This window comes from Amycolatopsis sp. MEPSY49, assembly GCF_051337345.1.
GTDB lineage: Bacteria > Actinomycetota > Actinomycetes > Mycobacteriales > Pseudonocardiaceae > Amycolatopsis.
Genome location: NZ_JBDLYJ010000005.1, coordinates 582,391 through 597,186, shown reverse-complemented (window position 1 = coordinate 597,186; position 14,796 = coordinate 582,391). Strand labels below are relative to the sequence as shown.

Here is a 14,796-nt window from a genome sequence, read left to right as displayed (position 1 = left end):
CCCCCGTGTTGGTGGAGACCGAAAAGCCCGCACCACGGGTGACGCGAAGACCGTCCACTGTGGTCCTCGTGGCGTTCGTCGCCGGCGTGGTGCCGTTCGCGTTCCACGCCTGGGCGGCGTTGCACGGGAGTTTCGCGCAGGACGACTTCGTCGTCACCTACCGGGCCGCCGCGGCCGGGCCGTTCGACCTCGGCTACCTCTTCCAGGACTACCACGGGCACCTGCAGCCCGGCGGGTTCTTCCTCGCCGCGGTGCTGACCTGGTGGGCGCCGCTGAACTTCCCCCTGCTCATGGCGCCGCTGCTGCTGATGCGGGCCGTCGCGACGGTGCTGTTCTGGTGCGTGCTGGTGCGCTGCTTCGGTCGCCGGTGGGCGATCCTGGTGCCGTTCACCGTGTTCACGGCCTCGACGCTGCTGCTGGTCCCGACGCTGTGGTGGTCGTTCGGCGTCCAGCTGGTGCCGGTCGTGCTGGCCGCGGCCGGGGCGCTGCACGCGCACGTCCGCTACCTCGACGGCGGCGGCCGGTGGTGGATCGGCGCGTTCGCCTGGACGTTGTTCGGCCTCGCGTTCTACGAGAAGGCCGCGCTGATCCCGGTGCTGCTGGCCGGCGTGACCGTCCTGCTCGGACGGTCCTTCCGGGACCACATTCGCTACTGGGCGGGCCACGCCGCGTTGCTGGCCGCGTTCGTGGGCGGCTACTTCGCGTTGACGGCGAGCCAGATCGGGACCGGTGCGCAGCCGATGTCCGCCGGCACGGTCGCCGACCTGACCGGCCGGATGCTCGGCGACACGCTGCTGCCGGGCCTGGCCGGCGGGCCGTGGTCGGGCGCCGGCGCGGGCGCGACCTGGGCGGCGTCGCCGTTCGCGGTGGTCGTCGCGCTGCTCGTCGCCGCGATCGCCGTGGTGCTCGCGGGGGTGCGGATCGGCGGCCGGCGCGCGTGGGGTGCGTGGGCGCTGCTCGCGGCCCTGTTCGCGGTGGACGTCGGGCTGCTGGCGCTGACCCGGCTGCGCGAAGTCGGGCCGTCGGCCGGCGACGATCCGCGGTACGTCGCCGATCTGGTGCTGGCGGCCGCCCTTTGTGGAGCGTTCGCGTTTCTGCGACCGGGGGAAATTGCGCCGTCCGGCGGAAAGCGTGAACGGCCGATCGCGCTAGCCGTGTGCGTGCTTTTGCTCGTCAGTTCCGCGATCGGGTTCTCCGGGCTGGCGCCGGCGTTGCGCTTCGGGCATTCCGCGCAGTACCTCGGCAACGTCCGGGCCGCCGTCGCCGACGACCCCGATCTCGTTTTCTACGACACCTTCGTGCCGTCCGATGTGGTCCACGAGTGGTTCGGGGTGGACTCCCAGGCGTCCCGCGTGGCCGGCCTGATCCCCGGCACGCACTTCGACCAGCCGACGAACCGGATGCACCTGCTCGACGCCACCGGCACGCCGCACGCGATCACCGGGGTCGACGCGGTTTCCCACGGGGTGCCGGGGCCGGTGCCGAACTGCGGGTACACGGTCGGCGAGACGCTCGTGCGCGTCCCGCTGGACAACCCGGTGCTCGGCCGGCACCTGCTGAAGATCGACTACTTCACCTCGGACGGCGGCGAAGGCCTGGTCGACCGGACGCCGGTGTGGTTCCAGGCCGGGCTGCACTCGCTGTACCTGCCGGTCGACGGTCTCTTCGACCACATCGGCCTGCAGCTGTCGAGCCCGGGCGCGCCGGTGTGCGTGGCGAAGGTCGAGGTCGGGAAACCGGTTGCTCAGTAGGGGTCGTACGGACTGTCGTGCCCGAGCAGCCGCGCGAGCGGCCGCAACCGCAGGCGCAGCAGCACCTTGAGCACGACGTTGCGCACGAACCACGGCAGCTGCGCCAGCACACGCAGGCGGTCCGCCGTGGACGGTGGCGCGAGCTTGAACCGCGCCAGCGACGTCGCGCGGTCCACATAGGTGTACCGGCGTCCGAAGAGGACTTTCGCGATCGTGCCGAGCGTGACGCCGATCGAGGAAAAGCAGTCGTGCACCAGGATTTCCGCGCCCGGCGGCAGGTGGTCCGACCAGCGCAGGTCGTCGGTGTAGGTCCAGTAGTCGTGCTTGCCGTCGATGTAAAGCAGCTGTAGGGGCCGGTCCCAGTCAGGCCGCAGTTCCGTGCTGTAACCGGCGACGAGCTCGACGACGTCGTCCAGCCCGGCCTGCCGGATGTTGCGCTCGAACAGCTGCCGCGTCGGCGATCCGCCGAACAGGCGGCCGTCCACGAAGGGGTCGACGGCGATCACCGTGGCGCCGACCGTGCGCGCCGCCGCGCCGAGGACGATCGTGGATCTGCCCTGGTGGCTGCCGATCTCCAGGACGACGTCGCCCTTCTCCAGGCGGCACACCGCGTCCCAGAGCGCTTCGCCCTGCGCGCGCGTCATCCAGCCCTTGACCGGCTCGGCCAGAGCCCAGGCGTCTTCGAATTCGAAGGAGATGGCGCACCTGCCAGAAGTTCGGGGGACCCAACAAAATCGTCGGCACATGGTAGCCAGGTTTCGGCCTAGTATCTACCGGATGGTAACCGCCACCCGCGAACGGTCCCGGGACGACGCCCCGCCCTCGAGCGGTGCCCGGAAGTTCTCGGTGGGCGCGTTCTTCCGCCGGCCGAGCACCTGGATCGTGCTGGCGCTGACCACGGTGTCGTTCCTGCAGATGCCGGGCAAGACGACGTTCGACACGAAGCTCGACCTCGCCGTCGACCCGCTCGCGTTCCTCGGCCGCGCGCTGCACCTGTGGAACCCCCAGGCGACGGCGGGGGAGCTGCAGAACCAGGCGTACGGCTACCTCTTCCCGATGGGCCCGTTCTTCGCGCTGTGCCAGGCGGTCGGGATGCCGGCGTGGATCGCGCAGCGGCTGTGGGGCGCGATCCTGCTGTCTGCCGCGTTCGGCGGCGCTCTGCTGCTGGCGCGCGCGATGAAGCTCGGCACCGAACGCACGCGGCTGATCGGCGCGCTCGGGTACGCGCTCGCGCCGCGCATGCTGACCGAAATCGGCGGTCTGTCCGCGGAAATGCTGCCCGCGGTGCTGCTGCCGTGGGTGCTGGTGCCGCTGGTGCGGGCCGGGACGATCGGCTCGCCGCGGCGGGCCGCCGGGCTGTCGGCCGTCGCGGTGCTGTGCATGGGCGGGGTCAACGGCGCGATGGTCGTGATGGCGCTCGTCCTGCCCGGACTGTGGCTGCTGACGCGCAGGTGGACGCGCCACCACGTCGAACTCGTCCTGTGGTGGTTCGTCTTCGTCGTCGGCGCGACGCTGTGGTGGATCCTGCCGCTGCTGCTGCTCGGCGAGTACAGCCTGCCGTTCCTGGACTACATCGAGTCCGCGACGAACACCACCGCGCCGATGTCGCTGTTCGAGGTGCTGCGCGGGACCAACCAGTGGGTCGCCTACGTCGTGCAGGGCACGCCGTGGTGGCCGGGCGGCTGGTCGCTGATCGACAACCCGGTGCTGATGCTCGCGACCGGGCTCGTCGCCGGCGTCGGCCTGCTCGGCCTGACCCGCCGCGGCCTGCCGGAACGCCGGTTCCTCGTGCTGGGCGTCCTCACCGGGCTGACGCTGCTGACCATCGGGTACGTCGGCACGCTCGACAGCCCGCTGGCCGAACAGGTCCGGCACCTGCTCGACGGCCCGCTCGCGCCGCTGCGCAACGTCCACAAGTTCGAGCCGGTGCTGCGGCTGCCGCTGATGCTCGCGTTCGTCCACGGCATCGCGAGTCCGGGCCGGGTGAAGTCGGCGCGCCGGTTCCTGCGGCCCGCGCTGGGTCTCTTGCTGGTTCTCGTGATGGCCGCGCCGGCGTGGCTGCTGAACCTGCGCTCCGGGCCGGGCTGGGACGAGGTTCCCGGCTACTGGTACGACGCCATGGGTTACGTCGCCAAGGCCGACCCGAACGCGCGGACACTGCTGCTGCCGGCCACCGGGTTCGGCGAATACGAGTGGGGCCGCACGGTCGACGAACCCGCGCAGGCCATCGCGAGGAGCCCGTGGGCGGTGCGCAACCAGGTGCCGCTCGGCTCCGAAGGCAACACGCGGCTGATGGACTCGGTCGACGCGGCGCTGGCCGACGGCCGCGGCGACCCCGGTCTCGCGGCGTTGCTCGCCCGGTCCGGCTACCGGTTCTTGCTGCTGCGCAACGACATCGAGCGCGAGCGGACCACCGCGCCGCCGATCGCGACGTTGCGCGCCGGCCTGGCCGGCTCACCCGGCATCGGCAAGGCGGCGGAGTTCGGGCCCCTCGAGATCTACGAGGTGCGCAAGCCCGTGCCCCTCGCGACGGCGACGGCGACCACGGACGTCCCGACGGTCAGCGGCGGCCCGGAAAACCTGCTCCCGCTGATCGATTCGGGCCAGCTCGCCCCGTCGACGCCGACGGTCTTGACCGGCGACGGCGGTTCACCCGGCGGTCCGCGGCTGGTGACCGACGGCCTGCGCCGCGCCGAGCGGAACGTCGGCGGCGTGCGCGACAACCTCAGCCAGACCCTCACCGCCGGCGAGGCGTTCCGGCAGCAGCGCGCGGCGGGGGACGTGCTGCCGTTCCCGGGCGAGGAGCACCAGACCGTCGCCGCCTACCGGGGGATCCGCGCGGTGACGGCGTCGACGGCCGCGTCGTTCGCCGACGCGTTCGGCGGGTCCGACCCGGGTCACCAGCCGTTCGCGGCGATCGACGGCGACCCGCGCACGTCGTGGCGCTCGTCGTCGTTCACCGGGCCGATCGGCCAGTGGCTCGAGGTGGAGCTGGACACACCGCGGCTGGTGAACTCGGTGGACCTGGAGATGGTCGACGACCTCCGGGTCGGCTGGCCGGCCACGCGGGTCCGGATCACCACCGACAACGGCTCGGTCGACCAGCAGGTGATCCGCGGGGCCGGGCCGCACACCTACGCGGTGGCCGCGGGCGTGACGCGCAAGGTGCGGATCACGCTGCTGTCGCTGGTGGTCGGGCGGCAGGACGGCAACGTCGGCATCGCCGAGCTGAAGATCCCCGACACGGAACCGCAGCGCGCGCTGGAGGTCCCGGCCGACCTGCCCGCCGGGCCCGCGCCCGGGTTCGCGTTCACGCGGGGCGCCCAGCCGCGGTACGCCTGCCTGCCCGCCGATGGCGCGGTGCGCTGCGACGCGTCCGCGGCCCGCGACGGTGAGGAACCCGACGGCCTCCGGCGCCTGTTCAGCACCCCGGCCGAGCAGACGTTCCTCGTCGGCGGCACGGTGCTGCCCGCGGGCGGCGGCAAGAACCCGGTCGCGCTGCCGGGGGTCACGGTGGCGTCGACGTCGCAGCTGGGCGGCGACCCGGCGGCCGGCGGGTTCGCGGCGGTGGACGGCGACGCGGGCACGACGTGGCGCCCCGACGTCACCGACCTGCGCCCGGCGCTGACCCTGGGCTGGGGCGCGCCGAAGCGGATTTCGGGGCTGCACATCGGGGTCGCGCCGGCGAGCGGCGCGCGGGCGCCGAAGCAGGTGGAGCTGGTGGGGAAGTCCGGGTCGCGCACGGTCCAGCTCGACGCGAGCGGGTCGGCGTCCTTCGAGCCCCTGGACACCGACCAGCTGCAGCTCGTGCTGCCGGGCGACGACGACGACCCGGCCGCGCGGGCCGTGGTGGGCATCGGGAGCCTGGAGCTGGCCGGCACCGACGGGCTCCTGCCCGGGCCGGACCCCGCGTTCACGATCCCGTGCGGGTCCGGGCCGAACGTCCACCTCGACGGGCTGGACTACCGGACGTCGGTGCGGGGAACCCTGTCCGACATCACCGCGCACCGGCCTCTCGAGCTGCGGATGTGCCGGGATTCCGAAGGCGGGATCTCGCTGCCGTCCGGCGGCCACGAACTGCGGACGGACCGGTCGGACTCGTTTGTCGTGCAGGACCTGTGGCTGCGTCCCGCGGTGGAGTCCGCTCCGCCCGTGCACCGCGCGGTGCAGGTGGGGAAGTGGGACGCGGCTTCGCGGTCGGTGACGGTCGCCCCCGGCGCGGAGGCGGTGCTGGCGGTCCCGGAGAACGCGAACGCGGGCTGGGTGGCCACAATGGACGGACGCGAGCTGGCCCGCACCCGCGTCGACGGCTGGCAGCAGGCGTGGATCGTCCCGGCCGGCGCGGGCGGCGTGGTGACGCTGTCGTTCACGCCGGACTCGGCGTACCGCATTTCCCTGCTGGTGGGCGCGGTGGCGGTGTTCCTGCTGCTGGTGGGCGTCTGCTGGCCGGCCCGGCGGCGGTCGTTCCCGGTGCGTCCCGGCGGGGCCGCGGTGCCGGTGGTGCTGATCGGGCTGCTGGTGGCGCTGGGCGGGATGCTGCCGGTGGTGCTGCTGATCGCGTGCCTGCTGGCCCGCCAGTTCTGGGACCGGGCGCCGCGCTACCTCGCGTTCGGCGGGATGGCCGTGGCGGCGGCGGTGTCGGTGACGGGCCGGATCCTGGGCCACGGCCAGGAGTGGGCGTACGGCCCGGTGACCCAGGCGGCACTGCTGCTGGCGGCGGCCGCGATGGTGGCGACGTGCGTGGACTGGTTCACCCGCAAGGACAACCCGACCGAACCCGCGAGTTAGCCGAGGAAACTGTCGGTGCCTCCCGGTAGCGTGGAAAACGGGGGCTGCTCAGGCCGGGGACGACATGAAAGGGTCGTTCATGTCGTCCGGCGTCGGGGGCCCGGCAAAGTCGGATCGGCGCGGCCGGTCCGGCGGCCGGCGACGTCATGAACGAGTCGTTCACCTCGCCGGATGCGATGAAAGAGTCGTTCATGACCACCGAAATTCGGCATCCCGCCGAAGCACCTTCGGCCCAGCGTTCCGCGGGCGGTGGTGCCAGGCGGAGCATCGCCCGGCTGCCGGAGCCCTGGCGTCAGGTGACTTGAATGGGTCATTCATGGCGTTTGGGGCGGGGGCGGGGACAGCTGTCCTGTCGAAGCGCCTTCCGGCACCCCGAAGCTGTCATTGTGACTACGGCCGGCAACACCGCGTCAAGGCGGGAAAGATGCCTTGACCCGGCGCTGCCGGCCGTGTTCTGGCTTCGGATCGGGGTGCGGGGGAGTCTGGGTTCTCGTCGGTGTCTGTTCTCGGGGGCCTCTCGCCTTTGGCGTCGGCCTTTGTGGTGAGGCTGTGGGCAGTCAGTCGTTCAGGCGGCCTTCGGCGGATGGCATGAACGAGTCGTTCATCGCGTCCGACGCCAGGAGCCCGGCAAAGTCGGATCGGCGCGGCCGGTCCGGCGGCCGGCGACGTCATGAACGAGTCGTTCACCTCGCCGGATGCGATGAAAGAGTCGTTCATGACCACCGAAACTCGGCATCCCGCCGAAGCGCCTTCGGCCCAGCGTTCCGCGGGCGGTGGTGCCAGCCGGAGCATCGCACTACCCGGCTTTGCCGGAGCCCTGTCGTCTGGCGACATGAAAGAGTCGTTCATGTCGTCTGGCGCGCCCGCACCTCCAGAACCGCGCCGGCCACCGCCAACCCGCCCGCGCAGCAAGCCGCGACCGTCACCACCTGGGTAGCCGATCCGTGCAGCCAAGCCGTGATCAGCACCGTCTCGATCGCCACGGCCGCCCACATCAGCACCGCGACCCGGCGATCCCCGTCGGCCAACCGCGCGTACAGCAGGATCTGCACCAACGCCAGCATCGACCCGGCCAACGCGAACGGCCACACCGGCATCGTGCTCCCGGCGTACCGCGCACCGCCGATCAGCCCCAGCAACGACGGTCCCAATACCAACGAAGCCAGCAGCACGAACGCGTCCAGGAAAGCGCACACCGCCAACGCCACCGGCAACACCCGACGGCGCCCGGAAGACGCCGCGAACCGGGGCAGCACGAGCACGCCCACCGCCTGCGGCAGCCAGTACGCGATCTTCGTGACGATCGCCCCGAGCGCGTACTCCCCGGCGGACGACGACGGCAGCGTGTGCCGCGCCAGCACCAGGTCCAGGTTCACCAGCAGCACCAGCGCCAGCATCGCTTGCGCCGTATGGAGTACTTCGACGCCGTGCCGGTCGGCCCAGCGGGGCCGCGGGCGGCCGCAGACCCACCAGCCCGCCGCGACCACCGCCAGCGACCCGAGCGCCGTCCCGGCCAGCGCGCCCGTGGGCGAGCCCGACACCAGAAGACCCACCAGGGAGCCGCCGACCTTCCCCAGCCCCTCCAGCGCGATCAGGCCGGCCAGCACCGCGAACCGGTGGGCGCCCTGCAGCAGGCCGTGGAAGACACCCAGCAGCGTCAACGGCCCGAGCGCGGCCGTCACCAGCAGCGCCGGTGTCAGCGACCCCAGGTGCAGCAGGAGCACCAGCAACGGGCTGAGCGTCAACGCCGCCGTCGCGACGATCGCGCTCGTCATCAGCCCCAGGGCGAACAGCGAACCGTGCGCCCGCGACGGCGAGCGCGCGACCCGAAGGGCCACCACCGTCTGCAGCCCCATCGCCGGGACGACGCCGATGACCAGCACCGCGAGCAGCGAACTCAGCTCCCCGAAGGCCCCCGGCGCGAGGATCCGCGCGGCCGCGAGGCTCAGCACGTAACTGCCCGCGTTGTTGCCCGCGAGCGCGAGCGAGACGAGGATCGCCGCGACCCGGTTGCCGGTCCGGGCCGGCTCTTCGGTGGCTACGCTCAACGGCGGGCTCCCATTACCGGCGGGTAATTTCCAGGGACCCTAACCGCGCGGACACCGGAAAGGAAGGGCAGTGGACGCACCGGGCAGACGGCTCGCGCTCCCCGTGGTGTCCGTCCTGCTCGCGTTCGCCGTCTGCGCGCCGCTGCTCGGGCGCGGGTTCGTGCTGAGCTACGACATGGTGTTCGCGCCCCGCCAGTACTTCGTGCCGGACGCGTTCGGGATCGGCGGCACGCTGCCGCGGTCCGTCCCCGCCGACGCCGCCGTCGCGCTCGCCACGACCGTGCTGCCCGGGGACATCGTCCAGAAGATCGTGCTGCTGCTGGCCGTTTTCGCCGCCGCGCAGGGCGCCGGCCGGCTCGTCCCGACCGAACACCTCGGCACGCGGCTCGTCGCCGCGACCGCGTACGCCTGGACGCCGTACGTCGCCGAGCGGCTCTTCATCGGGCACTGGCCGTTGCTCCTGACGTATGCGGCCCTGCCCTGGATCGTCCGCGCCGGGCTCGCCGCGCGGAAGCACGAACCGAACGCGTTGCCGAGACTCGTGATCGCCTGCGCGCCCGCCGTCCTGACGCCGCCGGGTGGGGTGCTCGCCGCCGTCGTCATGGCCGTCGCCGCCGGTTCCCGCCGCCTGTGGCAGACGCTCGCCATCGCGATCGTGCTCAACCTGCCGTGGCTGGTCCCGACGTTCCTCAACGCGGGTGGCACGTACTCCGACCCGGCCGGCGTCACGGCGTTCAGCGCCCGCGCCGAAAGCTGGGGCCCCGCGCTGCTCAGCGTCCTCGGTCTCGGCGGGATCTGGAACTCCGAAACGGTTCCCGGCAGCCGGGCCATGCCGCTCGTCCCGGTGCTGACGCTCGTCGTCGTCGCCATCGCGGTGGCCGGTCTCAAGCCGCTCACGCAGCGCTGGGGCAAGGCGCCGGCGCGCTCCTTGTTCGCCCTCGGTGTCGCGGGCGTGCTGCTGGCGTCACTGGCGACGCTGCCGGGCGGGGAGGCGTTGCTGACCGCCGCCACGCGCCACCTGCCCGGTGCGGGACTCCTGCGGGACGCCCAGAAATGGGCCGCCTGGTGGGCATTGCCGCTCGCGCTGGGGTTCGCGCTCGCCATCGAGGTCGCCGCGGCGAAACTCAAGACCGAGCGCGGACGCGTCGCGCTCGTGACCGCGGCGGCCGTCTTCCCCCTGCTCACGCTGCCCGACCTGGCGTGGGGCGGCTGGGGGCGGCTCGCCACCGTGCGCTACCCGGCGGACTGGCAGGCAGTGTCCGAAGTGCTCGGTGACCGCCCCGGCGACGTGCTGACGCTGCCGTTGTCGGCGTTCCGCGGGTTCGCCTGGAACGACGACCGCACGCAGCTCGACCCGGCGCCGCGCGTCCTCCCGAGACCCGTGCTGATGGACGACACCCTCCAAGTGGGAGCCGACCGCATCGCCGGCGAGGACCCGCGCATCGGCGACGTCCGGGCCGCGACGTCCGCGCGTGAGCTGACGGAGGCGGGCGTCGGCTGGATCGTCGTCGAGCGCGGGACACCCGGCGACGTCGACAAGCGGTTGCTCGCCGACGCGACGCCGGTGTGGTCCGGTGACTGGCTGACGCTCTACCGGACCCCCGGTGTGCCGGCCGTGAAAGCGATCTCGTGGACGCCCGCCTTGGTGGCAAACGGAGTAGCGCTCGCGTCGCTGTGCGTCGCACTGTTGTGCCGCATGTTACCGATGCGTACATTGGGCCGCGGCAGGAATTCCCCGCCGCGGAAGGAGTGACACGTGGGCACGGTCATCGGCGTGGTCGCCGCCGTCATCCTCGGAGGCGGTCTCGCGACCGGAGCGGGCTTCGCCCTCACCAAGGGCGCGGACCCGGACAGCTCCGCCCAGGTGCAGGAAAAGCTGAACGCGCAGGTGAAGTACAACCCGGCCGACCACCCCGGGAAGATCTACGGGGACCGCTGACGCGTGACCCGGCTCGCCTCCGACCACGCCCACCGCGTCGTCGGGCTCTACGGCGACCCCACCGTTTCCTGGAGCATCTTCCTCGAAGCGGAACTCGGCACGGCCGCACCGGAACCGGAGAAGCTCCGCGCCCGGCTGGCGGCCGCCGTGCAGCAGTACCCGCACCTCGGTGCCGTGCCGGAAATCGAGCCGGCCACGGACCTGCCGTCCACCCGCGACCGGTTCGCTTCGGCGCCCTACGAACGCGGGGCGCCGCTCCTGCGCGTCGCCGTCGGTGAGTCGACCCTTCTCGTGGCCGCGCACCACGGCGCCCTCGACGGTCTCGGTCTGCTTTCGCTGCTGGGCATCCTGCTCGACGTCCCGGTTTCTTCGGGTGCGAAGGGGATCGGCGCACGCACCGGCGGCAAACCCTTTGTGGTTTCGGCCCTCCAGCGGCTCGCTGAGGCGCTTTTCGCGCCGCCAGGCCGGATCGCGCCGGACCGGGCCTCAACGGCGTCAGGTGACGTCTTCTGCGCCCGGCACGAGCCACGGCTGCGTCTGGGCGCGGCGGGGTTCGTCGCGGCCGCCGCCCGCGCCACCGAACGCTGGAACGGCGCGCACGGCACCCGTACCGCGCGGGTCGTGGCCGCGCTGGGCGCGTCGTGGCGGTCCGGGGCCGCGCCGGAACCGGTGCACGACAGCGCGTTCTTCCGGTTGCGGCTGCGCCCCGGCGCGGACGTCGCCGCGGTACTGGCGGCCCAGCCGCCGGAGCCCGACTTCCCGGCCCGCAGCAGCAGGCTCGCCCGGCTGGGCACGCGGCTGCTGGCGAGCCGGCTCGGCTCGACGTTCCTGGTGTCCAACCTGGGCGTGGTGTCCACGGGGGATTCCGTGCGCTCGCTGGCGTTCTACCCGGCGGCGAGCGGGCGGTCAGGGGTGGCGTTCGGCGCGGCGACCACCGGGGAGGTCACCACGGTGACGGTGCGGGCCCGTCGGAAGGACTTTGACGCGGCGGCTGCCGCGCGGTTGGTGGAGGAGTTCCGCACCGCGGTCCGGGAGCAGGCGCCGCGGCGATGACATGAACGACTCTTTCATGTCGTCTGGCGACATAAATGACCCTTTCATGTCGTCTGGTGACAGGAATGAGTCATTCACGTCGTTCGGTCACGAAGCCAGTACCCGGCCCCGTGCCACCTGACCCAGGACGCGCGGCCGGGGCGCCGGCACCCCGGAGACGTCGCGGACCAGCGCCTCGAACTGCCCGACACTCGCGTCCCAGCTGTACATCCCGGCCCGCTCGGCTCCGGCCAACCCCATCTCCGCCCGCCGCAGCCCGTCGGCGAGCAGGCCGTCCACCTGGGCCGTGAAGTCCTCGAAGTCGTCCGCGAGCAGGCCGGTGCGGCCCTCCACAATGGACTCGGCCACGCCACCGGCCGCGCGGTAGGCGACCGACGGCACGCCGTGCGCCGCCGCCTCCATGATGACGATGCCCCAGCCCTCCTTGACCGACGGGCACAGGTGCAGCCACGACCGCGCGAGGATCTCGTGCTTGGCGTGCTCGTCGACCCAGCCGTGCAGGACCACGCGGTCGGCGACCCCGCGCGAAGCCGCGTGCTCGCGCAGCACCTCGTCCCACGGCCCCTGGCCCACCACCTCGAGCTTCAGCGAAGGCCACCGCCGCGCGAGCCGCGCGACGACGTCGATGGCGTGCTCGATCCGCTTGTGCGGCACCAGCCTGCTCACCGCGACCAGTGTGGGCGTGGCGTCCCGTTCGGACGCGCACGCCGGCGGCGCGTCGAGCCCGTTCGGCACCACGGCCACCCGCGCGCGTTCGACGCCCAGCCCGGCCAGCTCGGCCTTGGTGACCTCGGAAACCGTGACGTACCGGCACTTCCGGAACAGCCACGGCGCCAGCCGCGACTCGATCCACCAGCCGACCCGGCCCAGCGTCTCGCCGAGCGCGCTGATCCACTGTTCCTTGTGGACGTGGTGCACGAGCACCAGCACGGGGCACCCGGCGACCAGCCGGGCGAAGAAGGGCATGCCGTTCTGCACGTCGACCACCAGGTCGGCGCGGGCTCGGCGAATCGCGCGCAACGCGTGGACGTACACGCCGAACTTGTTGCCGCGGCGCCGGTAGCGGACGCCGTCGCGCCACTCGCCGGCGGTCGCGCCCGGGTAGGCGGCGCACTGGATTTCGACCCGGTACCCGGCTCTCGCGAGCCCTTCGGCCATCCGCTCGACGTACCGCTCCGACCCGCCGCCTTCGGGGTGGCCGGTGTCGCGCCAGTTGACGAGGAGCACGCGAGGTCGTTCCATCGGGTTATCCAAACTGTAGCGACGATGCTAGGTTACCGGTGCGTACACAGTAGATGAACGTAATCGGGAAAGCGACGGTTCAATGGTAGGTAATTCTGTTGTCGACCGGCCGCACCGGGCCACGCTCGGCCGTTCCGTGACGCTCTTCCGCACGTTCCTCACCGAGCAGAGCGACCCGGACGGCTTCTATTCCGCGCTCGCCGCCGACTCGGTCCGGCAATTGGCGGCGCACACTCCGCTGTCCGGGCGCACGGTGCTCGACGTCGGCGGCGGGCCGGGGTACTTCTCCGACGCCTTCCGCGCGGCCGGCGCGGTCTACCTCGGCCTCGACCCGGACGTCGGCGAGCTGTCCGCGCGCGGCGAGCCCGGCGAGAACATGATCCGCGCCAGCGGCACGGAACTGCCCGTGCGCAGCGGATCCGTCGATGTCTGCTACTCGTCGAACGTGCTGGAGCACGTCAGCGAGCCGTGGGTGATGCTCGACGAGATGTGCCGGGTGACCAAGCCCGGCGGCACGGTCTTCGCGTCGTTCACGCCGTGGTTCTCCCCGTGGGGCGGCCACGAGACCGCGCCGTGGCACTTCCTCGGCGGGTACTACGCCCGGCAGCGGTATTCCCGGAAAGAGGGGAAGCAGCCGAAGAACAAATTCGGCGAAAGCCTGTTCCCGGTTTCGGTCGGCGCCGCACTCCGCTGGGCGAAGACGACGCCGCTCGCCGATCTGGTGGCCGGGTATCCGCGTTACCACCCGAGCTGGGCGATGTGGATCGTACGGATTCCCGGCCTTCGCGAAATCGCGTCGTGGAATCTGGTTCTGGTCTTGCGGAAGAAGTGACTCAGCGGTCCGCGCCGACCGGCACCCGGTGCCGCCGCTGCGGCGGGGCCGGTGGCTCGGCCGGGCGACGGCGGGCGAGCAGGAAGATCGCGACGAGGATCAGCACGCCGCCGCCGATGCCGAGCCAGAGCGGCCCGGTGCTCGACAGGAACTCCAGCTTGCCCTTGTTCGCGTTCACCTGGTCGACCATCTGCGAGATCGTCTTGCCGTTGTAGGCGAGCGTCCCGTCGAACACGACCGTCGAGCTGCCGCCCGTGCCGACGCGCAGCTCCTGGTGCTGCTGTTGCTGCTGCTTGACCTCGATCCCGGTGACCGGCTCCACCCACAGCGTGTTCACCCCGCGGTAGTAGAGGTCGGCGTCCACAGTGGACTGATCGGAGCCGACCAGCGAACCGGGCACCTTCTTCGAGTCGAGCTTGGTGTCCGGAATCTCCTGGACGAACTTGTAGGTCTCGATCCCGTTCACCGTCTCGGTGCCGGTGTAGCGCGCGGTGACGGCCGCGCCGGTGTTGTCGTCGTAGACCTTGTAGTCCTTCTGCTCGGTGCCGAAGGGGAACTTGAAGTTCAGGCCGGGCTGCGCCTTCTCGACGTTCGTTTCCGGCGGCTTCTGGCCGTCCTTGTCGGCCTTGTCCTTCAGTTCGGTGACGTAGCTGCTGTTGGCGGCGCACGACGGGTCGGTCGCGCCGCGCGGGTCGTAGCCCTCGCCGGTGCGCCGGTCGAAGCAGACCTGCCGCTTGCTCGCGCTGAGCACCGTGCCGTCGGCGTCGTCGGTGACCTGCACCGCGAGCAGCCAGACCGCGTAGTCGGTGTCCGCGTGCATCTCCGGCGCGGCGAAGTTCGCCTGCACGTGCGCCACCGCGGTCAGCTTGGCGTTCTCACGGATGTTCGAGACCGGGCCGGAGCCGTCGTCGGTCACGGCGAGGACCTTGCTCGCGGTGCCCTCGAGCACCGACGTCGAGTCCTGGTCGAGCGGCACCTTGGCGAGCTTCGGGTAGACGTAGGTGGGGAGGAGCACCGCCCCGGCGGCGGCGAAGACGCCCAGTGCCAGCAAGATCAGGCCGAAAGCACGTCGCAACGGTCCTCCTGGGTCGTCTTCGTCGACAGCACAAATTACCCGGCGGTAATCAGTGCTGCGGATAGTGG

At 71.9% G+C, this 14,796-nt stretch carries 10 protein-coding genes; 6 read left to right on the top strand and 4 right to left on the bottom strand.

The genetic code is table 11. The features are described from left to right. The first annotated feature begins 8 nt into the window (after positions 1 to 8). Positions 9 to 1,751, top strand: a complete 1,743-nt coding sequence (locus ABFJ78_RS25920; RefSeq protein WP_436388954.1) for a hypothetical protein — start codon at positions 9 to 11, stop codon at positions 1,749 to 1,751. On the opposite strand, the gene ABFJ78_RS25915 is transcribed toward ABFJ78_RS25920, so the two are convergent. After that, positions 1,745 to 2,395 (bottom strand): class I SAM-dependent methyltransferase, encoded by a 651-nt coding sequence (locus ABFJ78_RS25915; RefSeq protein ID WP_436388953.1) that lies wholly within the window; start codon positions 2,393 to 2,395, stop codon positions 1,745 to 1,747. The genes ABFJ78_RS25920 and ABFJ78_RS25915 overlap by 7 nt on opposite strands. Positions 2,396 to 2,528: 133 nt before the next feature. On the opposite strand from ABFJ78_RS25915, the gene ABFJ78_RS25910 reads away from it, so the two are divergent. Then, complete coding sequence (locus ABFJ78_RS25910) at positions 2,529 to 6,539, top strand: alpha-(1->3)-arabinofuranosyltransferase domain-containing protein (RefSeq protein ID WP_436388952.1); 4,011 nt, start codon at positions 2,529 to 2,531, stop codon at positions 6,537 to 6,539. 845 nt (positions 6,540 to 7,384) lie between these two features. Here the strand turns inward: ABFJ78_RS25910 and ABFJ78_RS25905 are convergent. Continuing rightward, complete coding sequence (locus ABFJ78_RS25905; protein WP_436388951.1) at positions 7,385 to 8,587, bottom strand: lipopolysaccharide biosynthesis protein; 1,203 nt, start codon at positions 8,585 to 8,587, stop codon at positions 7,385 to 7,387. A 70-nt stretch (positions 8,588 to 8,657) separates the two neighbouring features. On the opposite strand from ABFJ78_RS25905, the gene ABFJ78_RS25900 reads away from it, so the two are divergent. Genes ABFJ78_RS25900 through ABFJ78_RS25890 form a run of 3 tightly spaced genes read left to right on the top strand, consistent with a single transcriptional unit; the run spans position 8,658 to position 11,579 of the window. Beyond that, positions 8,658 to 10,340, top strand: a complete 1,683-nt coding sequence (locus ABFJ78_RS25900) for a hypothetical protein (protein WP_436388950.1) — start codon at positions 8,658 to 8,660, stop codon at positions 10,338 to 10,340. 3 nt (positions 10,341 to 10,343) lie between these two features. Beyond that, the gene (locus tag ABFJ78_RS25895) at positions 10,344 to 10,526 is read left to right on the top strand and encodes a hypothetical protein (protein WP_372664388.1); all 183 of its coding nucleotides are present in this window, start codon (positions 10,344 to 10,346) and stop codon (positions 10,524 to 10,526) included. A gap of 3 nt (positions 10,527 to 10,529) precedes the next feature. Continuing rightward, positions 10,530 to 11,579, top strand: coding sequence for a hypothetical protein (locus tag ABFJ78_RS25890; protein WP_436388949.1), 1,050 nt, complete (start codon positions 10,530 to 10,532; stop codon positions 11,577 to 11,579). 87 nt (positions 11,580 to 11,666) lie between these two features. Here ABFJ78_RS25890 and ABFJ78_RS25885 read toward each other — a convergent pair whose 3' ends face one another. Further along, a complete protein-coding gene (locus ABFJ78_RS25885) occupies positions 11,667 to 12,806 on the bottom strand; it encodes a glycosyltransferase family 4 protein (RefSeq protein ID WP_436389028.1) in 1,140 nt (379 codons plus the stop codon). A 151-nt stretch (positions 12,807 to 12,957) separates the two neighbouring features. On the opposite strand from ABFJ78_RS25885, the gene ABFJ78_RS25880 reads away from it, so the two are divergent. After that, entirely contained in the window at positions 12,958 to 13,653 is a 696-nt protein-coding gene (locus ABFJ78_RS25880) for a class I SAM-dependent methyltransferase (protein ID WP_436388948.1), read from the top strand. A 1-nt stretch (position 13,654) separates the two neighbouring features. On the opposite strand, the gene ABFJ78_RS25875 is transcribed toward ABFJ78_RS25880, so the two are convergent. Next, a complete protein-coding gene (locus ABFJ78_RS25875) occupies positions 13,655 to 14,728 on the bottom strand; it encodes a DUF3068 domain-containing protein (protein WP_436388947.1) in 1,074 nt (357 codons plus the stop codon). Positions 14,729 to 14,796 lie beyond the last annotated feature (68 nt).

Coding starts and splice junctions, on each gene's coding strand:
- ABFJ78_RS25910 (WP_436388952.1), top strand. CDS start 2,529: ATGGTAACCGCCACCCGCGAACGGTCCCGGGACGACGCCCCGCCCTCG.
- ABFJ78_RS25915 (WP_436388953.1), bottom strand. CDS start 2,395: ATGACGCGCGCGCAGGGCGAAGCGCTCTGGGACGCGGTGTGCCGCCTG.